This is a genomic window from Mycoplana azooxidifex (assembly GCF_014196765.1).
Taxonomy (GTDB): Bacteria; Pseudomonadota; Alphaproteobacteria; order Rhizobiales; family Rhizobiaceae; genus Mycoplana; species Mycoplana azooxidifex.
Genome location: NZ_JACIEE010000009.1, coordinates 200,475 through 223,300, shown reverse-complemented (window position 1 = coordinate 223,300; position 22,826 = coordinate 200,475). Strand labels below are relative to the sequence as shown.

Annotated in this window: 29 protein-coding genes; 12 read left to right on the top strand and 17 right to left on the bottom strand. The window is 61.2% G+C overall.

Annotation, left to right across the window (positions count from 1 at the left end; translation table 11 throughout):
• The first annotated feature begins 206 nt into the window (after window positions 1-206).
• The 10 genes from GGQ64_RS21445 (at window position 207) to GGQ64_RS21405 (ending at window position 6,822) form a co-directional block, all read left to right on the top strand.
• Window positions 207-1,235 carry an alpha/beta hydrolase gene (locus tag GGQ64_RS21445; RefSeq protein ID WP_183807374.1) on the top strand — a complete coding sequence of 343 codons (1,029 nt, stop codon included), beginning with the start codon at window positions 207-209 and terminating at the stop codon, window positions 1,233-1,235.
• 47 nt (window positions 1,236-1,282) lie between these two features.
• On the top strand, window positions 1,283-2,383 hold the full coding sequence (locus GGQ64_RS21440; RefSeq protein WP_183807373.1) for an alpha/beta hydrolase: 1,101 nt from the start codon (window positions 1,283-1,285) through the stop codon (window positions 2,381-2,383).
• A gap of 65 nt (window positions 2,384-2,448) precedes the next feature.
• Entirely contained in the window at window positions 2,449-2,811 is a 363-nt protein-coding gene (locus tag GGQ64_RS21435) for a carboxymuconolactone decarboxylase family protein (RefSeq protein WP_425488531.1), read from the top strand.
• 3 nt (window positions 2,812-2,814) lie between these two features.
• Complete coding sequence (locus GGQ64_RS21430; RefSeq protein WP_183807371.1) at window positions 2,815-3,306, top strand: (R)-mandelonitrile lyase; 492 nt, start codon at window positions 2,815-2,817, stop codon at window positions 3,304-3,306.
• Complete coding sequence (locus tag GGQ64_RS21425) at window positions 3,299-3,772, top strand: cytochrome P460 family protein (RefSeq protein WP_183807370.1); 474 nt, start codon at window positions 3,299-3,301, stop codon at window positions 3,770-3,772. The genes GGQ64_RS21430 and GGQ64_RS21425 overlap by 8 nt, the downstream gene beginning before the upstream one ends.
• A complete protein-coding gene (locus tag GGQ64_RS21420; protein ID WP_183807369.1) occupies window positions 3,769-4,155 on the top strand; it encodes a tyrosine-type recombinase/integrase in 387 nt (128 codons plus the stop codon). Before GGQ64_RS21425 ends, GGQ64_RS21420 begins: the two co-directional genes overlap by 4 nt.
• A gap of 417 nt (window positions 4,156-4,572) precedes the next feature.
• A complete protein-coding gene (locus GGQ64_RS27885) occupies window positions 4,573-4,809 on the top strand; it encodes a hypothetical protein (protein ID WP_246422827.1) in 237 nt (78 codons plus the stop codon).
• 98 nt (window positions 4,810-4,907) lie between these two features.
• Window positions 4,908-5,774 carry a DUF4747 family protein gene (locus tag GGQ64_RS21415; RefSeq protein ID WP_183807368.1) on the top strand — a complete coding sequence of 289 codons (867 nt, stop codon included), beginning with the start codon at window positions 4,908-4,910 and terminating at the stop codon, window positions 5,772-5,774.
• Complete coding sequence (locus GGQ64_RS21410; protein ID WP_183807367.1) at window positions 5,774-6,334, top strand: hypothetical protein; 561 nt, start codon at window positions 5,774-5,776, stop codon at window positions 6,332-6,334. The genes GGQ64_RS21415 and GGQ64_RS21410 overlap by 1 nt, the downstream gene beginning before the upstream one ends.
• A 251-nt stretch (window positions 6,335-6,585) precedes the next feature.
• On the top strand, window positions 6,586-6,822 hold the full coding sequence (locus GGQ64_RS21405) for a hypothetical protein (RefSeq protein ID WP_183807366.1): 237 nt from the start codon (window positions 6,586-6,588) through the stop codon (window positions 6,820-6,822).
• 617 nt (window positions 6,823-7,439) lie between these two features.
• On the opposite strand, the gene GGQ64_RS21400 is transcribed toward GGQ64_RS21405, so the two are convergent.
• The 4 genes from GGQ64_RS21400 to GGQ64_RS21385 all read right to left on the bottom strand — a co-directional run bounded on the left by GGQ64_RS21400 (window position 7,440) and on the right by GGQ64_RS21385 (window position 10,477).
• Window positions 7,440-7,748: a hypothetical protein gene (locus GGQ64_RS21400; protein ID WP_183807365.1), complete on the bottom strand. Its 309-nt coding sequence runs from the start codon at window positions 7,746-7,748 to the stop codon at window positions 7,440-7,442.
• A gap of 327 nt (window positions 7,749-8,075) precedes the next feature.
• On the bottom strand, window positions 8,076-8,855 hold the full coding sequence (locus tag GGQ64_RS21395; protein WP_210300345.1) for a hypothetical protein: 780 nt from the start codon (window positions 8,853-8,855) through the stop codon (window positions 8,076-8,078).
• Window positions 8,855-9,952 carry a GSCFA domain-containing protein gene (locus tag GGQ64_RS21390; RefSeq protein ID WP_183807363.1) on the bottom strand — a complete coding sequence of 366 codons (1,098 nt, stop codon included), beginning with the start codon at window positions 9,950-9,952 and terminating at the stop codon, window positions 8,855-8,857. Before GGQ64_RS21390 ends, GGQ64_RS21395 begins: the two co-directional genes overlap by 1 nt.
• Before the next feature lie 153 nt (window positions 9,953-10,105).
• Window positions 10,106-10,477, bottom strand: a complete 372-nt coding sequence (locus GGQ64_RS21385; RefSeq protein ID WP_183807362.1) for a DUF1515 family protein — start codon at window positions 10,475-10,477, stop codon at window positions 10,106-10,108.
• 107 nt (window positions 10,478-10,584) lie between these two features.
• On the opposite strand from GGQ64_RS21385, the gene GGQ64_RS21380 reads away from it, so the two are divergent.
• Window positions 10,585-10,818: a hypothetical protein gene (locus tag GGQ64_RS21380; RefSeq protein ID WP_183807361.1), complete on the top strand. Its 234-nt coding sequence runs from the start codon at window positions 10,585-10,587 to the stop codon at window positions 10,816-10,818.
• Here the strand turns inward: GGQ64_RS21380 and GGQ64_RS21375 are convergent.
• The gene (locus GGQ64_RS21375; protein ID WP_183807360.1) at window positions 10,791-10,964 is read right to left on the bottom strand and encodes a hypothetical protein; all 174 of its coding nucleotides are present in this window, start codon (window positions 10,962-10,964) and stop codon (window positions 10,791-10,793) included. The two genes, GGQ64_RS21380 and GGQ64_RS21375, sit on opposite strands and share 28 nt — an antisense overlap.
• Window positions 10,965-10,975: 11 nt before the next feature.
• On the bottom strand, window positions 10,976-11,638 hold the full coding sequence (locus GGQ64_RS21370) for a glycoside hydrolase family protein (RefSeq protein ID WP_183807359.1): 663 nt from the start codon (window positions 11,636-11,638) through the stop codon (window positions 10,976-10,978).
• Between the two features lie 80 nt (window positions 11,639-11,718).
• Here GGQ64_RS21370 and GGQ64_RS21365 point away from each other — a divergent pair, with 80 nt between their 5' ends.
• On the top strand, window positions 11,719-12,696 hold the full coding sequence (locus GGQ64_RS21365; protein WP_183807358.1) for a class I SAM-dependent methyltransferase: 978 nt from the start codon (window positions 11,719-11,721) through the stop codon (window positions 12,694-12,696).
• Here the strand turns inward: GGQ64_RS21365 and GGQ64_RS21360 are convergent.
• The 11 genes from GGQ64_RS21360 to GGQ64_RS21310 all read right to left on the bottom strand — a co-directional run bounded on the left by GGQ64_RS21360 (window position 12,693) and on the right by GGQ64_RS21310 (window position 22,809).
• Window positions 12,693-13,946 (bottom strand): sialate O-acetylesterase, encoded by a 1,254-nt coding sequence (locus GGQ64_RS21360; protein WP_183807357.1) that lies wholly within the window; start codon window positions 13,944-13,946, stop codon window positions 12,693-12,695. The two genes, GGQ64_RS21365 and GGQ64_RS21360, sit on opposite strands and share 4 nt — an antisense overlap.
• A 54-nt stretch (window positions 13,947-14,000) precedes the next feature.
• Window positions 14,001-14,885, bottom strand: coding sequence for a hypothetical protein (locus GGQ64_RS21355; RefSeq protein WP_183807356.1), 885 nt, complete (start codon window positions 14,883-14,885; stop codon window positions 14,001-14,003).
• Window positions 14,886-14,888: 3 nt separating this feature from the next.
• Entirely contained in the window at window positions 14,889-16,337 is a 1,449-nt protein-coding gene (locus GGQ64_RS21350; RefSeq protein WP_183807355.1) for a baseplate J/gp47 family protein, read from the bottom strand.
• Window positions 16,309-16,845, bottom strand: a complete 537-nt coding sequence (locus GGQ64_RS21345; protein ID WP_343059532.1) for a phage GP46 family protein — start codon at window positions 16,843-16,845, stop codon at window positions 16,309-16,311. The genes GGQ64_RS21350 and GGQ64_RS21345 overlap by 29 nt, the downstream gene beginning before the upstream one ends.
• 14 nt (window positions 16,846-16,859) lie before the next feature.
• Window positions 16,860-17,345 carry a phage baseplate assembly protein domain-containing protein gene (locus GGQ64_RS21340; protein WP_183807354.1) on the bottom strand — a complete coding sequence of 162 codons (486 nt, stop codon included), beginning with the start codon at window positions 17,343-17,345 and terminating at the stop codon, window positions 16,860-16,862.
• Window positions 17,342-18,388 (bottom strand): phage baseplate assembly protein, encoded by a 1,047-nt coding sequence (locus GGQ64_RS21335; RefSeq protein WP_183807353.1) that lies wholly within the window; start codon window positions 18,386-18,388, stop codon window positions 17,342-17,344. Before GGQ64_RS21335 ends, GGQ64_RS21340 begins: the two co-directional genes overlap by 4 nt.
• Window positions 18,389-19,003 carry a hypothetical protein gene (locus GGQ64_RS21330; protein WP_183807352.1) on the bottom strand — a complete coding sequence of 205 codons (615 nt, stop codon included), beginning with the start codon at window positions 19,001-19,003 and terminating at the stop codon, window positions 18,389-18,391.
• Window positions 19,003-19,461: a DNA circularization N-terminal domain-containing protein gene (locus GGQ64_RS21325; RefSeq protein ID WP_183807351.1), complete on the bottom strand. Its 459-nt coding sequence runs from the start codon at window positions 19,459-19,461 to the stop codon at window positions 19,003-19,005. Before GGQ64_RS21325 ends, GGQ64_RS21330 begins: the two co-directional genes overlap by 1 nt.
• On the bottom strand, window positions 19,461-22,007 hold the full coding sequence (locus GGQ64_RS21320; RefSeq protein ID WP_183807350.1) for a phage tail tape measure protein: 2,547 nt from the start codon (window positions 22,005-22,007) through the stop codon (window positions 19,461-19,463). Before GGQ64_RS21320 ends, GGQ64_RS21325 begins: the two co-directional genes overlap by 1 nt.
• A gap of 115 nt (window positions 22,008-22,122) precedes the next feature.
• Window positions 22,123-22,431 (bottom strand): hypothetical protein, encoded by a 309-nt coding sequence (locus GGQ64_RS21315; RefSeq protein WP_183807349.1) that lies wholly within the window; start codon window positions 22,429-22,431, stop codon window positions 22,123-22,125.
• A 3-nt stretch (window positions 22,432-22,434) separates the two neighbouring features.
• A complete protein-coding gene (locus tag GGQ64_RS21310) occupies window positions 22,435-22,809 on the bottom strand; it encodes a phage tail tube protein (protein WP_183807348.1) in 375 nt (124 codons plus the stop codon).
• Window positions 22,810-22,826: the final 17 nt, after the last annotated feature.

Sequence of the window (22,826 nt, the reverse complement as noted above, 5' to 3'; positions counted from 1 at the left end):
ATGCGCCCTCCGAACATTATCGAAAAAGTAATCAACAATTCGTGATTGATTAGGACAGCTAATAACCTCATCCTGTTCGCGCCGACTAATCCGGTCAGCCTACTCGGGATATCGTTTCTCATCGCAATCCTCGAGAGAGTATGATGAGACCCGAATTCAAAACGCTGGCGACCGTACTGACATTTCTGTGTGGTCTGGGAGCATCGATGCCGGCTTCGGCTTCGGCTTCCGACGTCACGAAGCCTGAACCCCTGGTCATACAGGAGCAGGGCAGCTTCGCGGTCGGCGGCACGGTGTCGACCACACCCGGGACTTACGACAACAACGCGCCGACGGCCGAAGGCCAGACCCTGCACGGCGACCACGCCTACGTATTCTATCAGGCTCCGCAGAATCCGAAGCCGCTCCCGATTGTCATGCTCCACGGAGCCTATCAGTCCGGACGTAGCTGGGAGACGACACCGGACGGCCGCGAAGGATTCCAGAACATCTTCCTCCGGCGCGGCTACTCGACCTATATCGTGGACCAGCCGCGCCGAGGCCGCGCTGGCAACAGCACGGTCGGCACGACGATCGAGCCAACGCCCTACGACCAGCTCTTCTTCGACCAGTTCCGCATCGGCAAGTGGCCGAACTACTTCAGCAACGTACAATTCTCCCGTGATCCGACGGCGCTCGATCAGTTCTTCCGGTCCGTCACCCCGAACACCGGACCTTTCGATGCCAACGTGATCTCGGATGCCATGTCGGCGCTGTTCGACAAGACTGGACCTGGAATCCTGTTCACGCATTCTCAGGCAGGCGGCCCGGGATGGCTGACGGCAATCAGGAATCCGAACGTCAAGGGCATCGTGGCGCTTGAGCCGGGTAGCGGCTTTATCTTCCCCGAAGGCGAGGTCCCGGCCGACATGCCGAGTGCTGCCGGCACGCTCAAGGGCGAGGCCGTTCCTGCGGCCGACTTCGAGAAGCTGACCCGCCTGCCGATCGTCATCTACTACGGCGACAACTTCCCGACCGAGCCCACCGCCGAGCGCGGACAGGACAACTGGCGTGTCCGGTTGGCGATGGCGAAGCTCTGGGTCGCCGCCGTCAACAAGCATGGCGGCGACGCGACGCTCGTCCACCTGCCGGACATCGGCATCAAAGGTGGCACGCATTTCCTGATGTCGGACCTGAACAATGTCGAGATCGCCGATCAGGTCTCGAAGTTCCTCGCCGACAAGAAGCTGGACTGACCCGGCAGCACGCCCCGCGCACGTCCGACAAACTGAGGATACCTACGATGACCGACGAAATCATCAACACGAAGAGACGTGAGTTCCTCGGAGCATCCGCCCTCTTCATCTCCGGGGCAATGTTAGGAGTTTCAACCATGGCAACCACCAAGGCTGTCGCAGCCGACTACAAGCAGAATCCTTTCACCCTCGTCTACGATGGTGCGATCACCAGGAACGAGCCGGGCAAGGTCAACATCCATCCGGTGAAGTACAAGCTCAATGGCCTGGACATCGTCGCCAATGTCTACACCCCGGCCGGCTACGATCCCAACAAGAAGTACCCTGCAATCGTCCTCGCGCATCCCAACGGAGGCGTGAAGGAGCAGACAACAGGCCTGTATGCCCAGCGTCTCGCGGAACGGGGCTTCATCACGATCACGGCCGACGCCGCCTATCAGGGGGGAAGCGGCGGCGCACCACGGAGCGTCGACAAGCCTCAGTACCGCATCGAGGACATCCATGGGATGGCCGACTTCATTAGTGGCTTCCCCGGCGTCGACACCGCACGGCTTGGACTGTTCGGCATATGCGGCGGCGGTGGCTACTCGCTGGCTGCTGCCAAGACCGACAAGCGATTCAAGTCCGTAGCGACGCTCAGCATGTTCAATTCGGGACGCGTCCGCCGCAATGGCTTCCAGGACTCGCAGATGGATTCGATCCAGAAGCGGTTGCAGCAGGCATCCGCGGCCCGTACCCAGGAGGCTGCGGGCGGAGAGATGATCTATGCGGGCGACGCCAATCTGACGGACGCGCAGATCGATGCCCTCCCATTCGATCTCTATCGTCAGGGCTACCACTACTACTGGCGCACCAATGCCCATCCCGGCTCGACCTTCAAATACACGATGAGCAGCCTGATGGACTTGATGCGCTGGGATGCCACAGACGAGATCGAGCTGATTGACGTCCCGCTGCTGATGATTGCAGGCAGCGACGCTGACACCCTTTACATGACCGAAGACGCCTTCCCCAAGGCCACTGGCACCAAGGACAAGGAACTCTTCAAGATCAAGGGCGCGAAGCACATCGAGACCTACTGGGTTCCCGAATATGTCCAGTCGGCGCTGGACAAGCTGACACCATTTTTCAACCGAACGCTGGTCTGAGGTGGAACCCGATGAAGCATCTCCTCCTGAACACTTTCCTCACCGTCGGCATCGTCGTGGCGGCGATGCCGGGCGCTGCCTGTGCCCAGTCAAATAGCGAAGCAAAGGACAGCCCCGTGACCTCTCGAGCTCAGCAGTTGATGGGTGGCACCGCGCCGAAACTGGCGGAACTAACCGATGACGTCCTCTACAAAGACATATGGGAACGCCCCGAGCTATCCAAACGCGACAGGAGCCTTGTGACGATCTCGGCCCTGATCGCGCTCAATCGCCCCGATCAGCTTCGCTCTCATATCCGCCTGGGGCTGCAGAATGGCCTGACCAAGGAGGAGATCGTCGAAACGATCACCCACATGGCGTTCTATTCAGGATGGCCGAGTGGCGTCTCCGCCGTCGCAATCGCCAAAGATGTATTTGCGGAGAAGTAGTCCATGAACACCAGATCGATGCTCACCGCCGCCGTGGCCTTTAGCGCCTCGGCAGCTCTCGCCGAACCTGATCGTGCCGTCGTAGTCACCCACTCCGGCTCTCAGGTCGCCACCGCAGGGTCTCCCCAGAACTTCACCGGCTCCGTCAAGGTGCAGTCTCGCTTCCAGGCCTCGCCGCCCGCCCGAGTCGGCGGCGGCCTCGTATCCTTTGAACCCGCCGCCCGCACCGCCTGGCACACGCACCCGCTCGGCCAGACGCTGATCGTTACGGAAGGAACGGGACGCGTCCAGCACTGGGATGGCGACATCCAGGAGATCGGGCCTGGCGACGTCGTGTGGATTCCTCCCGGTGTGAAGCACTGGCACGGCGCTTCGCCGGAACAAGCGATGTCGCACATCGCCATCGCGGAGGCCCTGGATGGAAAGACGGTCGATTGGATGGAACACGTGACCGACGAGCAGTATAGCCCGAGCAACGGAGATGCGGATGAATAGGATCATCCACACGATCGGAGCAGCCGCCTTCGTGGCGAGCGCCGTGATCCTCGTTGGCGTGCAGGTCCACGCCGAACCAACCCGGGCAACCATGCCGGACATTGACAAGCTCGTCCACTACACCACCGTCGAGCGTGGCGAGGTGACTGAGCATATCATGACCACGCGCGAGGCGATCGAGGCCGTCAAACGCGGCGAGCCGATCCCGAATGGCACCCATGTCGCACTGGTTGACTACCGCGAGGGCAAGGTCTTCCGCTACTTCATCATGGAGAAGGGCGAAGGCTGGGGACAGGATTACGACGAGAACCGCCGCACCGAAGACTGGCAGTTTCAATGGTTCAAGCCGGACGGCACCATCAACATGGACGAGAACACGGCCCGTTGCCAGCGGTGCCATACGTCGCGGTCCGACAGGGACTTCCTGTACACATTCAACGACATGCGGCGGTTCGAATTCGAATGAACGGCATCTTCCGCGTCCGCCTGATCCTTGATTTCATCGAAGTCGGATTGATTGTCGCCTGCCTTGCCTATTGGTGGCTCGACAACCTTTACGGCAAGCCGTTCTCCCAGAAGAGCCTGACGAACCATATGGCCGTTTGGTGCGAGCAAGCCGGTATCCCACCCGGTTACACCCTGCATGGACTGAGGTCGACCTTCGCCAATAAAATTGCCGAGGGCGGCGCCGATCCCTTCGCCGTCCAGAAAGCGTTGGGCCACAGGAATTTTCGAACAACTCAGATCTATCTCAAGAAGCTAGACGCGACGCCCATGGCTGTACGAGCTGCGGACGCGGCGGCACGAAGAGTGGCGCAAATTCGAAGGATTCGAGATAGTGAAAAGTAGCCCGATCCGAGAGTCACTTATCGATTTGTGACTCGTTTGTGATTCTTGTGGTTAACCCATTGAAATGGGATAAAGATGGTGGGCCCGGAGGGCCGCATAATACATCGCAAAAACAAATGGATAACCGGACGGTTAGCCAGCAGAGTTTCCCCTCTGTTCCCGATGTTTGCCAACCGTCTCGATCGGTCAGCCGCGGACCGCAGCGCAAAGGTTCGAGACAGAAGAATTCTCCGCAAAGGCTCCAATCCCATTTAAAATAAATAATATCAATTACATGTACGCGTTATGGACATTTGTAGTTGCCACGGAATTGCTACGCTTTTTTCAAAAGTGTCCAGCCAGGTGAGCCGCAACTAAATCTCCAGTTGACTTCGCCCGCTAGAGAGAACATTTATAGAACATCGAAAAGGTGCTCCGATGGCAATGGCTGAGAAATATATCGTCCTTCCCTTTAAGCGCGTTCGAGGCGGTCTAGCGCCCGGGGAAATGCGTGCTGCATCAACCGCTGCTGGCGCCGAGAAGGTGGCCTCCGCCATGGCGCCCCGCCACATCGGCGTAGCCGCCTATGCGGTCCAGGTAGACATGGAAAGCGGCAACATGAGTAGCCCCCGACTTCTAGCTCAGTTCGGTGAAATTGGAGACCTGACTGCATAAGTCGACACTTCCCTGCGCCATCCAACCACCTGTGGTGGGGCTTCCCAAACTCACGCAACCCGTTATAACAGCGCGTGAAACTCGCCGGTGAGGGGAAAATGGCGCGCAAAATTAAGATATCGTCTTCTATTCTCAACATCAGGCTGCATCCACACAGCCCTGAAATCTACAGTTCGTTCATCAAGGATGCTTATGATCTGAAGAGGATCATTCGCCTGCACGGCGATCGGCACGGTATTATTTCTTTCCTTGATAGAAGTAGAGCGGATCGCGGCATAATCACTGGGACCATAACAACATTCGTCGTTGTGGAGATTGACGGTGATTGGTTTGATACAGAAAAACTTTCTGAGGCTACGGACACGCAGGTATCACAAGTTAGCATTCCAGAAAACCTGCACCCGAATTCAGCCCAATTTTTGTTTCACTTTGACATCAATCGGCATAAAATTTATGTCCAAAACTACTCAAGAGGTAAGGTTCTAACGCCTTCTCAGGGGTTGCTGTTCTTTAATTCTTTGGCGCAGTCAATAGAAATGACTGAGAAATATAATTACGCAAATATCACATTGGTACAGAGTAAGGATGGGCTTAAAAAGCTATTCAAATTGGACAGGATTGATCGTATTACCATTACAATAATGAAGCCAAACGCGGACATTTTATCAGACGACTTCGAGGCGCAAATTGAAGCACATCTAGCGGAGTCGCACGCTAAGAAACTCTCCATTACATACCACGCAGAGCCTGGCGAGTCGTTGGTGCCAACTCCCGATATCAATACGTTGAGCGACGCTGCACTGGAGAATGGCGACGTCGAAGTCGCAGGCCGAAATGATGGTGCTAGCGTCCGAATGTCTACCAGCGAAATTCCGCGCGTCTTGCAGGATAGATATGATCCAGACCTAACGACTGAGAGTCAGGCGTTCACACGTCTAGTTACAGAGGGGGCAGACGGAAACTAGTGTCCGCTAAAAGTCAACTCATTGCCTTCAAGCGCTCACTGCAACGCTACTTCCATGCCTATGGTGGTTGGGCGGACACGGTGTCATCACCGCTATTCCTCCTCTCCATTATCATTACCGCGATAAGCTACAGTCATTGGATAAGCCCCGACTGGCTTCCTTTGAGCCAGTCACTTGTGCCAAGCCTTTTGGGGTTTAGTCTGGGAACGTATGCGTTGCTTTTCAGTCTTATGACGGGGCGTTTGAAGCGCGCGCTGAAGCTGGTAAAGAATAGTCGAAATATAAGCTATCTTGATGAAATTAATGCCACTTTTTTTCATTTTATCATGGTTCAGGTGATTTGTCTGGTGTGGGGTGTTCTCTATAGTGGAAGATGGCTGGTGGATCTCATGGAGATAACTTCTCCATACTTCGAGTATCCTGAGGCTGCGTTTTTCTACCTAGCTGCGACTGGGTCTTTTATAGGGCACTTTTTTCTGGTGTATTCGATTCTTCTCGTCATAGCTTCTGCTCAGATTGTTTACCGACTGGCTTCGATCACCGACCCCGCAGACAGCTGATACATAGTTCGGAGCTGGCGACGAAGCGGTGAGGGAAAGCCTTCTTCGTTATATGTGATTGCGGCGTTCGAGACAGAAGAGTTCTCCGCAAAGGCTTCAATCCCAATGGCTTGCGCATTTGTGGGGCAGAAAATCTGGCATTGATATCCCTATGCTATTTTTCTTCGGCGTCCCACAAACGCTGCGATTGGCCGGCCATTGACATACCTCGACAACGAGAACATTTATAGAACAAATGAAGAGGTGATCCGATGGCAATGGCTGAGAAATATATCGTCCTTCCGTTCAGGCGCGTTCGCGGAGGCCTAGCGCCCGGCGAGATGCGCGCCGCGTCAACGGCCGCCGGCGCCGAGAAGGTGGCCGCAGCAATGGCGCCGCGTCACATCGGTGTCGCCGCGTACGCAGTTCAGGTCGATATGGAAAGCGGCGACATGAGCAGTCCCAGACTGCTAGTGCAGTTCGGCGAGATCGGTGAGCTGGCTGCGTAGAAGCTGGATAAACCTGACCAAGTTTTGACTGATCGCGGAGGGGCGGGCAGAACCGCTTTAGTTCCGCCCGCTGGGGCCGAAACTACGCCGAGCGCGGTCCGTTGCTGCTCGCAGCGGAAGATTGCGCCCATGGCGGGGCATCGCCCGTGACCTGCGTAATCGCTTCGCACACAGACTGGCTGAGAGCGCTCAACGCCTTGTAGTCGTCTCCGGATGTTGTCAGTTCCCTGCATATGTCCTGAAGCGCGCCATGCAGCACGGTCGCTGCGCGCATGAACTTTTCGCGCTCACTGCCGTACATTTCCAGGTGTCGGGAAGATCGTCGAGCCATTGGCTGGTTCCTCTTGTTTTCGTCGGGCCGCATGCCTCCATGAAGTCATGCCACAGCGAGAACGAAAATGGAACATCTACAGTGAGCGACAGGGCGAGCCGCGCGCCGTCCCACATGGATCAAGTCCCCTCATGATGGCACATTGTGGCGGCGAATAACGACGCGATGGCGGGAAGGCACTTCGGCATGACCCAACATGACGTCGCGGATATTCTCGCTCACGAGGAATTCATGCGGAAGCGAAGGGCGGGTCTGATTTGAGGCGCGATCTATGTGGCTCTACGAACTACGATAATCGGCTCTTCGAAACGTCGAAGCTGCGGCAGACCTGTACTATTTCTTCGAGGACAACGCGCTCGGGCGGGATCCGCATCTCGAACCCGCCATCCGGATTCGACTGTTTGCTCTCGCCTCCCATGATCGGAACCACCTGAAAGTCGTCGCTCCTGAACGGGGAGTTTCCCGCGATACGGAATTCATAGCCGGGGAAGTGGTCCGAAAGGTATACTGAGAAGCGGTCCTGGGCGCCGATAAATTCTTCCACCCGTCTCGTAGGCGGGACTATGATGAACTGGCTCACTGCTTTCCGCGACATTTTCTTCTCCCCTATTCAGGGTTGAAGAGCATGCTTTCGGGAGAAAGTCGATTCGTTTGCGGTGGAGAGTGTGGCCGGGGCATGCATCTAGCGGTCCCGCTGGGCCAGCTTGCGTGCCGATTCGCAGGGTTGACGAGCCTTTTTCAGTTTGGTGAAATATCCTCGTTCTGATGCGTGCCTGAACTTAACTGCCGGCGGCAAATCCGCCGGTTCTTTTTGGGCCGAGGCGGAGGGTGCGATGCGCGATCCGTGGTGGCTCTACGCGATGCTGGTTGCATGCATTCTACTGGCGCTGGCGAGCATGGTAGGGCATGTGTGGCAGGCGCTCTAGCGGTCCGGCAGAGCCTTGCGTATGATCGCGAGCGCGTCTCGCAAGGAGATCTCGCCGAACTCAGCATTCATATGGACGTAGTCGCGAACGTCGTGCGCCCGGTCCAGCCCCTTTTCGAGCCTGACGGCGCCCACGCAATACTTGCCCTTCGTGAATATGCCGTCGACGACCGTCTCCTCGGGCTGGGGAGCGACGGTGCAGTGCTCCCGCAACCTGTCGAGCATCGAGTTGTAGACATTCATCATATAGTCGCGACCCTTGACGAACCGCCAATAGGCGTAGGACGCGTCGTCGAGGGCGCGTTCGCTGACGAGGGGGCAAGGAATGTAGAAGACAGGCGCGGACGTGATCGCGTGCACATGCTCGACATTCTGGACGGCGCCCGAAGCGGAATAGAAGTACTCGGTCGCGGCCCGCAGGTACGACTCGGATATGGGCTGAACGCTATGCTTCAGGGTCTCGATCATGTCCGGCAGCCGGTGGTTCTTGAACATGTGCACGAGACGTTCGTAGCTCAGCCCCATGCCGATCAGCAGGAAGGCGTCATAGTCGCCGGTAATCCGATCGAGGCCGCCGGAGGTCCAAAGAAGCGACTCGCGGACGCGGTCATTGTCGGGCACGATCGCACCGTCCTCGACGTGCAGGCGGCTGACGACGCCCTTGATCCCGCCGAAAAAGGTGATCCTGACGTCGGGATAGTCCTGCTTGATCGCCTCCCAGGCCAATTTGAAGGCCGCCATGTGGGAATTGCCGAGAATACAGATATTGAGAGACATTATTTCGAAAACGCCTTCAGGAGTGCTTCCTCGCAAACAACATCCTCTTGCGACGCGGTGCGCAGACGCTTGCCGTCCAGCGGCGGATGCTCGCTAAAGAAGTGCCGCATGACCATGGCGACGGCCCTCGGCTGAACCTCGCGCTTGTCCTCCTCGAAACGCGCCGCTCCGAGAAATGGCGTGCTCAGCAGTTCGAAGGAGGGGAAATAGTCGACGTCGGCAAAATCCTCGTAGAGCTGCGCAGCGGCGGCACGAAGGACAGCCTTGGATCGAACAGTGGCCGCGAGCACATGCGTATCGACCGCGGACACGGCAAGCGGCACCGGAGAGACGGTCACCAGGAACTTCATCTCCGGGTTGAAGCTGTGCGCAATCTTCCGAAACGCGACAAAATCGTCGTAGACGTCCTGGACGCGGAAGTTCACGAAGGCATGCGCGCTCTCGTCATAGGAACCGACCAAGCGCCCTTCGATCGGCGTGCCGGGCGCCTGCGCATAGACGAGACCGGAGCGCCTGCTCATCCAGGCTTCCGTAAGCCCGAACGTGAAGACGAAGAGCTTGGCCCTTTCCAGGAGCCGCCGGACACGCGAAACGTGGTCCGCGCGCTGCAGGAGCACCTCTTGAGGTGAAGCGAGCCCCTTCGGCTCGACGCTGGGTCGCAGAGCGTCCCAGTAGCGGTTCGCCCGGCTCCAGACGAGATCGTCGGCATCCGGCTTCATCAGGCCCGCCGCCTCCTCCGCAAGCTGGCGAAGGCGCCTTGTGGTATAGATATTGCCGTAGCGCGCGGAATAGGTGTCATAGCCGAACCGCTTTGCCACCATGCCGGCGACGGAGGGCAGGCCCGGCTCGAGGTCGAGAACCGTATAGCCGTTCAGCTTCAGGTTCTTCGCCACATGCTGGGCGAAACAGCTTCCGGCGGTGGCAGTGTCCAAGCCTTCGATCGAGAACTTCTTCGTATAGATGTTCTCCACCGACTTGAAATCGGCCGGCTGCACCGCCTTCGACCAGAACTGGCGGTCGGGAAGACGCATGTACGGCGATGCTTTCGGCTGGGTGTCCGGCGCTCCGACCGGCTCGACATTCTTGGAGTCCCTCATGACCGCCACTACGACTACTTCCGATACACTGTGACCCGGACCACCCCGAAAGAAAACGCCGAGCGGTGGATTTTGGCGAGATCTATCGTCTCGCCAATATGAGGTCAACCGCAAGCCGCCGCCGCGGTCCCCCATTGGCGCGGCCGAGCCGTTTCATCCTTTGCCGATGATCACCATGCCAATTCGCCTGACCGCATCGGCGAAGGTGACGCCGAGCACCATCCCGCCGATGCCGATCACGCCGAGTGCGCCGATCCCCATCAGCTTCCAGCGCTTCACATCGTCGGTGACCGGCTTCATCTCGGAGACGTCTTCTTTTATCTCCGACGAAACCGCCTCGAGAGTGCCGACGCGCGAGACCAGTTCGTCCATTCGCTTGTGGACTACCGCCCGGCTCGCGTCGGACTTGTCCTCCGATCGCCGGCCACTTTTCTCCATCCGCTGCATGGATTGCTGCAACCCGCGCATACCCTCCGCGAGTTCGCCAAGCTGACGGTGTACATAGGCATCCTCATTTGGCGACATGTCTGCTCCTGGTTGTCACGGGATATTGACGCCCGCGACACGAATTTCCATCTTAGTATCGTTTTTCGGGGCGCCACGGGCTGACGCCCCGAAGAGGGAGAAACGTCATGATCCATCGTCACCTTCCGAATGAAGGCTTCATCGATCCTGCAGGTCTCTCGATGCTGGGGGACGTGTTCGACGAAGTGTGCCGGCAACGGCAAATCGTGGCTGAGAGCGAGCCAGCATTCGCTCTGGCCAAGCAACTGCTCAGCCTCTACCAGCAGGGTATCCGTGATCGCGAGAAGCTGCTCGCGATAGTCGAACCGCCCGATCAGGACTTGTTCGCAGGCGCGATGTAGGTCAGCACGGCCGGCAGCAGCGTCGTGATGGCGTAGAGCGCGAGATAGCCGTACCAGGGCGTGCCTTCCGGCATGAACGGCAGGCCGATGGTTCCGGTTGCTGCACCGCCGGCTGCTGCTGCGATGGCTTTCGAGATCTTCTGCATGGTCAGTCCTTTCAGGGCTTGAGGAAAAGAGTACGTTCGGATGCACGGCGCTTGACGAGGCCCGGCATTGTCTTGCCGGCCGCCTTAACCCACACGCCGAACTGATCGGCCGCGCCCGGCCGATCACCGGCATTCAGCTTCTTGACGAGCGTGGATTTCGAGAACGCGCCGACGCCGATGTTGAGGGCCAGCGAGACGAGCGCGTCGAACTCGTTCTGGTTCAGCGGCACCTTTACGGCGGAGCGAACGCCGGCCTCGAATGTCTTGAGGTCGCGCGACAGGATTTCATCGCTTTCCGCCGCGGTGATCCTCATGCCCTTGACGACCTTCGGGGGGCCAGCGGCACTCGTATGGCCGACGCCGATCGTCCAAGGCTCCCCGCCCGTCGCCGGGTCCGGATATGCCGTCAGGACATTGTCCTCGTGAGCGGTGATAGCCTTGCGGCCGGCCGGGCTGGTTGCCATCACTCCGGCGGGGATCACGGCCGGCGCGGCCTTGGCTCGCAGGCGCTCCCATGTCTTGGGACCAGCGATGCCATCGACCGCCAAGCCTTCCGCAATCTGGAAGATCCTGACGGCGGCCTTGGTCTTTGCCCCGGCGATGCCATCGGCCGGACCAGGGTTATAGCCAAGCGCGGTCAAGCGCCGCTGCAGATCCTGCACGGTCGTGTTCATAGTGATGTCCTTTTGAAGATGGTTTGGCTTTAAATTTCGGGCGCGTTGTGACAAATGGTCAGTGGGTAAAAGGGGCCGAGATGACCGACGAACTCATTGCCGCAGCAAAGCGAAAACACGACTGCCGCGATGGCGCGGGCGCCCACCGCGCCCAGCACAAGATGTCGACGTCCTACAATCGGTATCCGACCATCTTTCGCAGCAGCCAGGCGTGGGCCGTAAACAAGTATGGGCCATCCATGAATGGCGGCGCCCTCAAGATACTGTCATTCGGCTGTAGCGATGGCTCGGAGGTGGCGACCCTGCGGGCGTACTTCCCTTCAGCCACCATATTTGGATGCGACGTCGACCCGATCCCGTACTCAAAGAATGTGGTCGCTCGTCGCGCCGGGATCTATTTCGACAGCACGCCCGAAACGATCGCGGAAAACGGCCCATTTGATTTGATCTTCGCTCACTCTGTGCTTTGCAAGCACCCAGTGGCGCTCTCCATCCAGGCAGAGTTTCCGTTCGATCAATTTGAGGCGCTCGTCGGCCCGCTACATTCATCACTCATTGATGGTGGCCTGATTTCCATCTTCAACGCGAGCTATCTGTTCACGGACTTGGGGATCTCTGAAGGGTATCGACCTGTTCGAACTCCCGAGATCTATACGAATGGCAGAAACCCCAAGTGGTCCCGGTCCTACGAAGCCCTGACCAGTATCGGCGCAGGTCGGCTATCAGTCATCGAAAGTGATCAAGTCAGCTCCAATGATCTCCGGGACTGCCTATTCGAAAAGCAACCGGGATCGGCCATCGATCTTGAGTGGGGTGCCCCCGAGCCGAAGGGCGCGCAACAGGTAGCGAAGAGGACATACCTTAGCGATCGAGACGAGCTTCGTGAATCGCTCCATCGCGATGCAAGTGGCGACTACTGGGCTCGCCGCCATTGGATCATAGTTTCCGGCCTCAACTCGACCCAAGCGCTTCCGGCCTGGTGGGAACGCAGCAGCCCCCATCAGTTTTCCAACACCGCCCCATCGATCACAGGCTTGGTGATAACCAGAGACGACTAGATCAGATCCATCAAGGTCGCGAGATTTGCCTCAAACAGCGCTCCGCCAGCCGGCGCTGCGGAGCCCGCGAAATGGACGCCATCGATAGTCGTGAGGCTACCAACGTCCGCGCATTTGACGCGGGGCCTTGTAAGTGGGAGCGATTCCAACACTGCTTTGATGTTCGCCCGCGCCGGTGCGACGGACCCAACGACGACAGGCGCCAACGAGGACAGAATTTTGTCGGCGTCAAGAAAGCCGAGCATTTCATCGAACTGGTCCGGGTAAGTGCCTGCGGAAGTGTCATCCGCCTCGCCCTGCATCCATAGCATAGCGTCCACGAAATGCACCCCTGCCGCGCTAAGGACCGCCTGCATGCGGGTGTACAGGTCAGCGCGGGCATTCCCGTTGACCCACCGTTCTATGGGCATGCCGTTTGCCGCCACGAGGATGATGCGGACATTCTTGCCCGTTCGCATGTGCAGGTGGTGGGCCGCGTGGGCGAAGAAGTTGTTCCGATGCAACCCCGCATCAGGCAGCCGGAAAGGGTCATCGCCCTGACGGCATCGGCCCCATCGGTTTCCAAGAGCGGTCAGATCCAGAATATTGTTGGAGCAATTCCAGACGGAAACATTAGGCGAGATGTTCCACGGCCCTCCGGTCCCCTGGAACCACGCGTTACTCTGGCCCATGCAGAGCAGTGTGAGCGTCCCGGGCGACAGGACGGGGTCGAGCCACCAGCCCGACGCATCAAGACGCTCTTCCCCGAGTGTGGCGCTCACGGTCGATCCCATCTGCGCAAAGATGGCGCCGGAGTTGCTGCGAGCGTAAGCGTTGATCCATCTCCCAGTGTGGTTCACGGCCATGCCCCTGACGGCAGGCAGCGTTCCGGGAGCAAAGGGGGAAGGGAATGTCCACACGGACGGAGCTGACGACCGGGCGATATTGAACGCCATTGTGGCGGTGTCCATCAGCGGGCCGTCGCTATGAAGGCACTCCATCCGGCCATTTGCGAACTTCACGAATTCGCCGTTGGCATTGCGTCCACTATCAAAAATCGCGCCACCGGGCATCCGAAACCAAGAAGTCCCGTCGAACTCGAGCGCCGCAATATCACCCCATCGCGAAAGACACGCCACTGGGCAGGAGTGATCGTCGACAACGTTCACCAGGTTGGGAGAATTGTCGGTTTTTTGAACAGCCACGCGGAAGCCCACGGGAGCACTGGGCAGCGATACGGTCAACAAACCGGTCAAGGCATTGGCGGCCATGACCTTTCGATTGTCCGATAGGCCCACCGAGATGATGCAGAACCCGCCCATAGCTTAAAACCACGTCCCGATAGCGCGAGCCGTAGTATTTACCACTGTTGCCGATGTGGCGGATGCGAACTGCCGCAGTATTGCTTGGGTCGTGGTCGGGCTATCGTTTGCCGCCCAACGAGATGTCCCGGCCTCGCAGGCAGGATTTACCGTTGGCGCGACGTTGAATGCCATTGGGAATATCCATATGATGTTCGAGCCAGAGCGGAAAATATTGCCAGTGGCAGTCTGAGTGTCCAGCGTTCCGGCGGCAGAATTCCAGCATTCCTGCACACCATTCGCGCGCCTGATAAATGATCCGTTGGCATTGCTACCGTACACCTCTTCGCCGACCCGATCCGCGATGAGCCAGTTCGTGCCATCGGATACCAGCTTCACCGACTGACCGGGGAGCCGGAGGACGAACGTCGCCGCTCCGTCGATCGTGCCTGCCGCCGGCGTGATCGTGACGGCATTGTAACCGGTGCCTGACTTCTTGATCGTCACCGAGTAGCCGGCCCCGGCCGTCACCGCACTCAGCAGTGAGCAGGCCAGCGCGCCGCTTGTAGCGTCACCGCTCACAAGGGCGCCGTTGTGGGCTGCCGTCACCGAGAACGCGGCAGAGAAAGACGCAGGCACGGGGGCGAGCGCTGCGTTGACGCCGCTCTTCTGAAGGGCTCCAGCAACGTTGACGCTCCCCTCTACCGTCCCGCCCGACTTGTCGAACTTGCCGTCCAGTGCGTCGGCAACCGTGCCGCCGTCGTGAGAGACATCCGTCGACTCCGTCAGCTTGTTGATCTGGTCGACAGTGAGCCGCGCGACCGCACCGTCCATCATCGCGGGAACAGAGTGGAACTTCGAAGGAAAAGGGGTCGTGTCGAGGTCTTCGATCGTTACGCCTTCGGCCATCGGTCAAGCTCCTGCTGAAAAGTGCATGGTGATGGATTGCATCATGTCGTACATGACCACCGCGTTGAGGCCGTAGCGGTCGACCGGGATCGCCGGAGCGGCCCCCGTCATGGCAACCGCGTCCGCACGGCTCGGCCCGGGCGCGAAGATGTTGAAGTCATGGTCGGCGCCGGCAATGGTGTGATTGTAGGAAAGCCGGGCCTTCACCAGGTCGACGACCCTCGGTCGGCGCGCCCAGTCGTAGACATGCTGCATGAGCACGTTGGCGCCGTTGTCGCTTGCGAGCTGGATGTCCGATCCGTTCACCATTGCCCGGAGATCGAGCCGCGCCCTGTTGGCAAGATTTTTGACGGTCGGGACGTTGGCGCCGTTTGTGACGACCCTTGCAAAGAGGATGTCGTCATAGCTGCTGTCCAGCACTTCGTTCGCCTCTGTCGTGGGCGAGCCGCCGGCGTTGTACCCCGCATCTGCGAGATCCTTGGTCTCCGCAATCCATGACCGCGAAAGCCAGAACGGATCGCTTGCAACCCCCGGACGCCCCCGCTCGAACAGCATGGAAGTCAGCGCAGCAGAGATCCGCGCGCGGACATCGGTCGTATCGCCGGCGAGGTTGGCGATACTGACGTCGATCGTGCGCGCGATCGGCGCCGCAGCGACCCCGTCATCCACGCGGATCAGCCGGCGCCGATCGATTTCCGCCTGCACCCCCTCGATGTCGCCGTCGGTCGGGATAAGACCGGGACGCCCCTCGAAGAGGAAAAGCACCGACAGGAAGGACGGATTGTTGCTGCCTCGGAATGCCCAGGCCTTGACCACGCCGGGCACGGAAAGTGCGGCGCGCTCGTAGTCGGCAAGCGTGCCCGCCCCGGGCGGGTTGCGCTTGCGCTGCAAGCCGCGCCGCCTCAGGCTTTCGTCTTCCTCGACGTCCGCCCCCCCGCCCAGGCCGGCGTCGTCGACAGTCCAGGTTGCCGCCAGGTCGGACCAGAGGATCGGGTCGGCCAGCGAAAGGGTCCCGCCTGCGTCACGATTGGAGGTCGCACCCAGCTTTTCCGCCTTGACCGGGATTGTAATCAGGCCGACCGGCGAGGCCGCCGCAGACTGCACCGAGACGTAGATGTCCGATCCGGATGTAAAGCGCACCCCGGCGGGAACGCTGGCGTTCGCGGTCGCGGTCCCCTCGATGCGGCCCGCCGCCGCCGCGGCAGGCTTGCGGTAGATCCCGACGTCCGAGCAGTGCCGCACCAACCACGCGCCTGTCGCCGTCGACAGGAACAGCTGCCGCGTGAGATAGGCCATGCGCAGTTCGAACTCGTGCGACAGGGCGGCGATCACCTTGCCGGTCACGGTCAGGACATTGTTCGCGAGCGAGGCATCAGTGCCCGGCATGTACTCGCGATAGGCGCCCCGCACACGTGCGGAGATTTCAGCCAGCGAGCGGACGGTCCACGCCATCGATCTGCCTCCAGAGAATTTCGAATTTCGTTGCAAAGACCTGAGCGCCGTCGCGGCCATAGAGCGAGACGGAGAGGTCGAGACGGTTGGCGACGCGGTTGACGGTCGCGTTCGCGACGGCACGTGTGACGGCGCCCTGGTTGATCAGCGGCTGCAAGGCCTCGGAAGCGTAAGTTTCCGCGATCGTCTCGATGCCCTCGAGGAGCGCCGAGCGCCGCAGCAGCCAGAGACGGGAGCCGAGCGGCGTCTCGTCAGGGCCGAGGTCGAAGCTGTCGCCGATCCATCCCCGGTTTGCGACGCCGTCCGGCAGCTCGTGCGGCTCGACGCGCCGGTCGGTCATCAGGCAGATCAGCACCTGCGTGGCGAGCCCCTGTTCGGCGCGCAGGTCGCCCGGCGCTTCGACATGGTCGAGCCTGTTGATGGCAAGGTCGCCGGCGAGCCCGTCCCACACCAGATCAGGCGCGCGATAGGGTTCCGCGGCGTCCGGCAGCGGAATGATTTTCAGCACGATAGATCCATCCTTCAGGCCGGCTCGGCCGTGTTAGCCCCGCCAGGCAGGACGCCCCCGTGCACATGGTCGTGGCCGATGTTTTTGCCGTTGTGCGTGACCGCGCCGCCCTGGAAGTCAAAACCGGAGGCGGAAATCGTAAGGGAAACGCCACCCTTTCGGATGACATAGGCCTCGCCGGCAACGTCGATGACGATACCGTCCCCCATGAGGACCTTGATGATATTGCCCTGCGCGTCGTAGAGCGCCGACCCGCCGGACGGCAGGTCCTTCGGGCGATGATCGGCATGCTCCCCTCCCAGCAGGAAGGCCTCGTCCGATTGTGCGTTGGGCTGGAACAGCAATCCCTTCGCGCCCTTGATCGGCATCGACGCAAAGCCGTGCGGTTCGGGCCGATGCACGCGCGTGAACCCCTGAGCGTAAGCGCCCCGGCCGTTGACGAATTGCTGCCCGCCCTTTTCCTCGACCGTGCCGTCGAACTCGAAGCGCCTGCCGGTCATTCCTCTTCCCACTCCGCTGTGATGTCCCCCGGCGCCTGGTAGGCCGCAGCCGATTTGCCGCGCGGGTTCTCGCCGCCGTAACCCCGCGGGTCCGCAAGCGAGAGCGTTGCCGTCGTGCCGTCCTCGCTGTCGCCGCTCTGCACCAGTGTCACGCTCTTGATCAGCATCATGCCGTTGATGCCGATCCAGTCGTCTTCGACATGGACGAGATAGTTCGGGGTCCAGACCCGGCCCCCGCTGTCACGCCAGCCCATGACGGTGATTTCCGCCGTCGAGCCGTTCCCTGCCGCACGCTTGGCGCGCCACTCGGCGCGTTTCTTCATGCGGTCGACGGTGCTCTCGCCCTCATGCGACAGGATCAGCGGCCGAGAACGGGCCACGCCGCTGTCACGTACTGTCGCCTGTCCGCGCAGCTGCTGCGATTCCATGCCTTCGGTCAGTTGGCCGCGCACCTTGACGTCCGAATGCCGGCCCTCCTCGGTGAAGGTGGCGGATGCGCGCTCGATGTTCCGCCCGAACACCAGCCCGCCGGAATGGGTCCCGGCCGGCTTCGTGGCAAGCTTCAGCTTCCCCTCGGCGGTATCGTGCAGCAAGATCCCGCGCCCGCGCGCCCGTCGCTCCAGCGTCCCGAAGAGCGTTTCCCCGACACGCAGGCGATGCACCGGCTCTTCCGGGAGGCCACCGTCGTCCTCGATGCCTATCCCGAGCCCGTCGAATTCGCGGCCGATATCGGCAAGGTTCTTCTTCAGAACTTCGCCGGTCGGATGATCGACGGAGCACTCGGTGGCATCGACGGTCCGGGACACGAGCGTCACCACAAGCGACCGCATTTCCCGGTCGTGTTCCGGGGTCACATCCCGCACGTACCCCGTCAGCAGCACGCCACCGGCCGATACCGTCACCGCCTGGCCGGTCCGCACACTGACGGCGGGGCCCGTTGGATCGACGTCGACCGTCGCCGTGCGCACAGCCTCCTCGATCGACATCGACAGGGAAAAGCTCTTGATCGCCGGCAGGCCGGGGATCGAAACGGTTTCCAGCATCTATTCCGCCAGGACGTCAAACAGGGATGGCATCAGCATCGGCGTCGCCGATCGCGCGATGTCGACGACCTGCCGCGCGCGGTTCGCGTCGCCGTAGAGATGATAGGCCGCGACCGTCGAAGGGATCGAGAGCGGCGTCGAGACCTGCGCCATCGGCGCCGCATTCGCAGCGATCTCAGACACGAGCCGCACCGCCACCTGCACGAGCGAGCGCAGCCACGCGTAAAGATCCGGACCAAGCGGAGAGGCAACCGCATAGGCCTCTTCCGCTCTCGCCTGCAGCGTGGATCGCGCCTTGCGGGCCGCCTGTCGCGATGGCCAGCCGATCCGGCCGACCGCAAGCGCCAGCGCAACGGCGGAGAGCAGCACAATCGCATCGCGACTGGCGCCGGCATCGAGGTCGACCTCTGCCAGCGCGGCATAGGCCGGCTCGTCATCGGCATTCTCCGCGACAATCCGCACGAGATCGATGACCTCGGCCGCGAAGGCCGCGGCATCGAGGGCCGCCGCTGCATCCACGCGACGCGCGATCTGCGCCTCATCCTCGGCATCGCGCACGATGCTGCCCGCCACGGAGGTGAGCCAGACGAGAACGGTGCTCCGGTCGGCCGCCATCAGAACAATCCTCCAAAGGACGCCGCCGCGGCGGCGATCCCAATCGAAAACGCGGCCCGTACATCGCCCAGCAAGAGTCCGACCGCGCCGGCATACCCCGGAACGGCGGCACGAATGTCGAAGGCGACATAACCGTTTCGGTCACGCTCACGCGCCCGGCGCCAGTCGAGCACGTGGACGGAGATCGCGCCGTCGATGGGCAACATCATCATTCCTGCACCGGGCGCATCGAGCGCCGCCGTCAGGCCGTGCGCCCGTCCATCGGCTGCGTCGCCCGTCACATAGGCGGTGACGTCGACCATGCGGGTACGCCGTCCCTGATCCTCAATGACCGAGATCTCGCCGCCCGCGAATTCGTGGATGGCCGCCCGCCGCCCGCCGGAGAGGTCTTCCCCTTCGACGTAGAACGCGACGCCGCGAAACGAGGCCGGCAACAGTGTCAGCGCCCAGTCACGCATCAGAATGCACTCCCGCCATTGGCTCCGGAAAGTTCGGGCATGCTGCGCCCCGTATTGGCCTTGACCGGATTGGACTTGGCCGGATTGGCGCTCGCTGCGCCCGGTACGTTCACGCCCACCTTCACCTGGCTGGCCGACGCGGCAAAGGCCTGACCGATTGCCGCGCCGATCTGGGGTGCGATGCTGGCGAGGATGTCGCGCACGACGCCCGCCATCTCGGTCCCAACCGCCCCGGCATCGGAACTCATTCGGGCGATGGCCGCCTGTGCGAGCGCCTCGCCGACCGGCTGCGCCTCCTCGGGACTGAAGAAATCCTTGATCCCTTCCCAGGCACGCGTCGGCGTCCACGGCTCCATGCCGGCATGGCGCTCGACATAGGAGCGGCGGTCACCGTCGCGCATCGCCTCCACGGGGCTCTTGTCGAGCCGTGGGTACTGCTTGTCCACGACGCTGTCGCTATAGACCTTCTTCGGTTCCCAAGGCTGATACCCGACCGCGGGCCCGGAGAAATCGTCCGGCGCCGAGGGGTGGTTCCAGTCCAGCCCGGACTTGTTGAGATAGTCGATCTCGGCGCGACGCGCGAGCATCACAGCCGTCATCTGGTCGCGTCCGGCGTCCGCCTCGATATAGGTCGGGCGGCTGACGGGAACGGCGACGGTGCCCGTCGACTTGCCGAGATCGGACAAATCCGGCGCAGCGCGGCGCTTCGGCGCCTCCGACGGAAGCTCCTTTTCCGGCCCACCAGGCGGCTTCGGCCCGAGATCGGACAAACCATGCGCGGGACGGGGCGTTGGTATCGGCCCCGCCTCCGGCATGGCGCCTTTGCTCGCTCCGCCGCCCGGAAATTCCTTCTCCGACTTCCAGCCTTCAGGCTGCTTCGGACCAAGGTCGGACAAATCCTGCGTGAGGCGCCGCGCCGGTAACGGTCCCGTCTCCGACATGGCGGCTTTGCTCGTTTCGCCGCCGCCATCAGGCAGCTTCGCACCAAGGCCGGAGACATCAGGCGCGGGTCGGGGCACCGGCATCGACCCCGCCTGCGACATGGCGGCTTTGGCTGCTCCGCCGCCCGGAGCCCCCTTCGCCGGCGTGCCGCCATCAGGCAGCGTTGGACCGAGGTCGGCCACGTCCTGCGCGGGGCGCGGCGACGGTATCGGCCCCGCCTCCGGCATGGCGCCATTGCTCGTTCCACCGCCCGGAAATTCTTTGTCCGCCTTCCAGCCATCGGGCAGTTTCGGGCCCTGCTCGTACTGCGCACGCAGGGCCGGATCCTTGAACCCGCCCTCGATGGCGAGGCGATCGTGCTCTTCCTGACTCAGGGTCAGCCGGTGCCACTGACTTTCCAGATAACCCATGCCACGGTTCTTCAGCGCGCGGTCGACGGCCGCCGACTTGTCGGTGGCATCATTGATGGCATCGAGCACCGGTACGACGCCGCCGGCAACCTTGCCGCCGAGGGATGTTTTCATCTTCTCCCAACTGGCAGCCATCCGGTCGATGCTCGCCTGCGTGTCGCTGGTCACCTTCTGCAGGTCGCGAAACACGGTCCCATCCACCTGAGCGGTGTTGAGAACCCTGACGAATTTCTCAAGCGCCTCCGGGCTTGTAATGAGCGATTGCATGCCGAGACGGAATTCCTGGTCGGTGAACAGCAGGGGCAGCTTTGAGAGGTCACCTTTCAGCGCCTCCTTTGAAAGCCGCACGAAGGCGGAGATGGCGTCTTCTCCGGATGCCTTCGCCGCTTCCATTTCCTTGCGCAGGTTGATCCCGAAATCGGCGAACTTCTTCGCCGTCTGTTCGGAGAACATCTTGCCGAAGATGTTCTGCGCCTGCGTTGCCGCCGCCGATGCGGAGCCGGTGTCTTCGCGCAGGGTCTGCAGCACGGCGATCAACTGCTTCAAACCGCCCTCACCTGTGTACCCCAGCGAGGCGAAGGAGTTGGCAAGCTCCGGGATGAAAGCCGCCATATCCTTGAGTTCGAACTGACCAGCCTTGCCCCCCATGACCATGATGTCGAATGCATGCTGCATTTCGCCCGCCTGGATCTTCAGGGCCGACGAAGCCTTGATCGCCGTATTGGCGATATCTTCCGTGGCCGATCCGGACGCCTGGGCGGTCGCCAGAACGGAAGGCAGGAAGTCCATTGCCTCCTTCAGGCTGAGACCGGACGAGACCAGCGTGTCGAGCGCACTGACGGCTGCGTCCACCGGCAGGGCCATCTCCTTCGAGACGTCCTGCATCCTCCGGAACGCCGCCTCGGTTTCCGCAGCACTGGCGTCTGCCGTGATGCCGATCCGCGCCATCTGCCGCTCGATCGCAGCAAAATCCTTCACCGCACCCGCGGCAAAAGCCCCGAGGGCGGCCGGCGCCAGATACCGCCCCATGACCGCGAATGTCGATGCGGTCGTGCGGCCGAGCACACCCTGCTGGGCATTGAGCGAGGCAGCCTGCCGGTTGACCTGCTGCAGCCGGCTTCCGACCTGCTGCAGCACGCGCCCGGTCCGGTCGACGGCGGAGATTTTGAGGCGGGCCTCGACTTCACGTGTCACGACGCGCGTTCCTTCATTTGGATGGCTCGATCAATCCAGTAGTGGATCTGGCGCAGGGTCATCGCCTCGACGCGCGATGCGTCCCAGCCGAACCGGAACACGAGCACGTCGGCGCTCAGGTCGCCGTCGGCCCATCCTGAAAAAAACCGATCACCGCTCGCGCAAGCGCCCGGCTGTCCCTGGCATTCAACTGACCGAGATCCTCGGAGGTCGGAGCGACCGCCAGCTGATCGACATACTGATTGATGACATCCGGCAGCGTGATCAGCACCGCCTGGCCGCTCGGGCCCGGCTGCCACTGCTGTGGCTCCCCGAGCCCGTCGATGTAGATTTCCTTATAGGTCGGCTCCCGCAGCTCGACCGTGGAGAACTTGCCGGCATGGCCGGTATAGCTGCGCGAAAGGGGGACGATCGTGTTCGCCACGCGTTAGCCCTCCGTTTTCCGGTAGCCTTCGGCGGCGAGCGACAAGCCCGTCACTTCGCCGTTGATCCGGTTCTTGGCCGGATCGCCGACGAGAAAGGCCTTGGTGAAGTAGTGCGTGACGCCGGTCTGGTCCTCGATGAAGGTCACGTTGAACCGGTCCGACTTCATCAGCCGGTCGTGATTGAGACCACGATCGGCAAAGGTGAATTCCGCCCGGCGCGGAACGGGGGTCAGGGTGCGGTCGACGCTCCCGTCCTGGTTGGTGACCGCCTCCGTCGATACGCCGGAGGTATTCATGGCGAGCGTTCCGCGCAGCGAGATCTGCTCTCCGGTGGAGAGCTTCATGCGGATGATCCCGCCGAAATCTTTCTTGCCCATTTCTCAGGTCCTCTCTT

Bases quoted from the DNA above. Each gene is read 5' to 3' on its own strand.
- GGQ64_RS21445 (WP_183807374.1), top strand. From the start codon at position 207: ATGCCGGCTTCGGCTTCGGCTTCCGACGTCACGAAGCCTGAACCCCTG.
- GGQ64_RS21440 (WP_183807373.1), top strand. From the start codon at position 1,283: ATGACCGACGAAATCATCAACACGAAGAGACGTGAGTTCCTCGGAGCA.
- GGQ64_RS21435 (WP_425488531.1), top strand. From the start codon at position 2,449: ATGCCGGGCGCTGCCTGTGCCCAGTCAAATAGCGAAGCAAAGGACAGC.
- GGQ64_RS21430 (WP_183807371.1), top strand. From the start codon at position 2,815: ATGAACACCAGATCGATGCTCACCGCCGCCGTGGCCTTTAGCGCCTCG.
- GGQ64_RS21425 (WP_183807370.1), top strand. From the start codon at position 3,299: ATGAATAGGATCATCCACACGATCGGAGCAGCCGCCTTCGTGGCGAGC.
- GGQ64_RS21420 (WP_183807369.1), top strand. From the start codon at position 3,769: ATGAACGGCATCTTCCGCGTCCGCCTGATCCTTGATTTCATCGAAGTC.
- GGQ64_RS27885 (WP_246422827.1), top strand. From the start codon at position 4,573: ATGGCAATGGCTGAGAAATATATCGTCCTTCCCTTTAAGCGCGTTCGA.
- GGQ64_RS21415 (WP_183807368.1), top strand. From the start codon at position 4,908: ATGGCGCGCAAAATTAAGATATCGTCTTCTATTCTCAACATCAGGCTG.
- GGQ64_RS21405 (WP_183807366.1), top strand. From the start codon at position 6,586: ATGGCAATGGCTGAGAAATATATCGTCCTTCCGTTCAGGCGCGTTCGC.
- GGQ64_RS21400 (WP_183807365.1), bottom strand. From the start codon at position 7,748: ATGTCGCGGAAAGCAGTGAGCCAGTTCATCATAGTCCCGCCTACGAGA.
- GGQ64_RS21395 (WP_210300345.1), bottom strand. From the start codon at position 8,855: ATGTCTCTCAATATCTGTATTCTCGGCAATTCCCACATGGCGGCCTTC.
- GGQ64_RS21390 (WP_183807363.1), bottom strand. From the start codon at position 9,952: ATGAGGGACTCCAAGAATGTCGAGCCGGTCGGAGCGCCGGACACCCAG.
- GGQ64_RS21385 (WP_183807362.1), bottom strand. From the start codon at position 10,477: ATGTCGCCAAATGAGGATGCCTATGTACACCGTCAGCTTGGCGAACTC.
- GGQ64_RS21380 (WP_183807361.1), top strand. From the start codon at position 10,585: ATGATCCATCGTCACCTTCCGAATGAAGGCTTCATCGATCCTGCAGGT.
- GGQ64_RS21375 (WP_183807360.1), bottom strand. From the start codon at position 10,964: ATGCAGAAGATCTCGAAAGCCATCGCAGCAGCAGCCGGCGGTGCAGCA.
- GGQ64_RS21370 (WP_183807359.1), bottom strand. From the start codon at position 11,638: ATGAACACGACCGTGCAGGATCTGCAGCGGCGCTTGACCGCGCTTGGC.
- GGQ64_RS21365 (WP_183807358.1), top strand. From the start codon at position 11,719: ATGACCGACGAACTCATTGCCGCAGCAAAGCGAAAACACGACTGCCGC.
- GGQ64_RS21360 (WP_183807357.1), bottom strand. From the start codon at position 13,946: ATGGCCGCCAATGCCTTGACCGGTTTGTTGACCGTATCGCTGCCCAGT.
- GGQ64_RS21355 (WP_183807356.1), bottom strand. From the start codon at position 14,885: ATGGCCGAAGGCGTAACGATCGAAGACCTCGACACGACCCCTTTTCCT.
- GGQ64_RS21350 (WP_183807355.1), bottom strand. From the start codon at position 16,337: ATGGCGTGGACCGTCCGCTCGCTGGCTGAAATCTCCGCACGTGTGCGG.
- GGQ64_RS21340 (WP_183807354.1), bottom strand. From the start codon at position 17,345: ATGACCGGCAGGCGCTTCGAGTTCGACGGCACGGTCGAGGAAAAGGGC.
- GGQ64_RS21335 (WP_183807353.1), bottom strand. From the start codon at position 18,388: ATGCTGGAAACCGTTTCGATCCCCGGCCTGCCGGCGATCAAGAGCTTT.
- GGQ64_RS21330 (WP_183807352.1), bottom strand. From the start codon at position 19,003: ATGGCGGCCGACCGGAGCACCGTTCTCGTCTGGCTCACCTCCGTGGCG.
- GGQ64_RS21325 (WP_183807351.1), bottom strand. From the start codon at position 19,461: ATGCGTGACTGGGCGCTGACACTGTTGCCGGCCTCGTTTCGCGGCGTC.
- GGQ64_RS21310 (WP_183807348.1), bottom strand. From the start codon at position 22,809: ATGGGCAAGAAAGATTTCGGCGGGATCATCCGCATGAAGCTCTCCACC.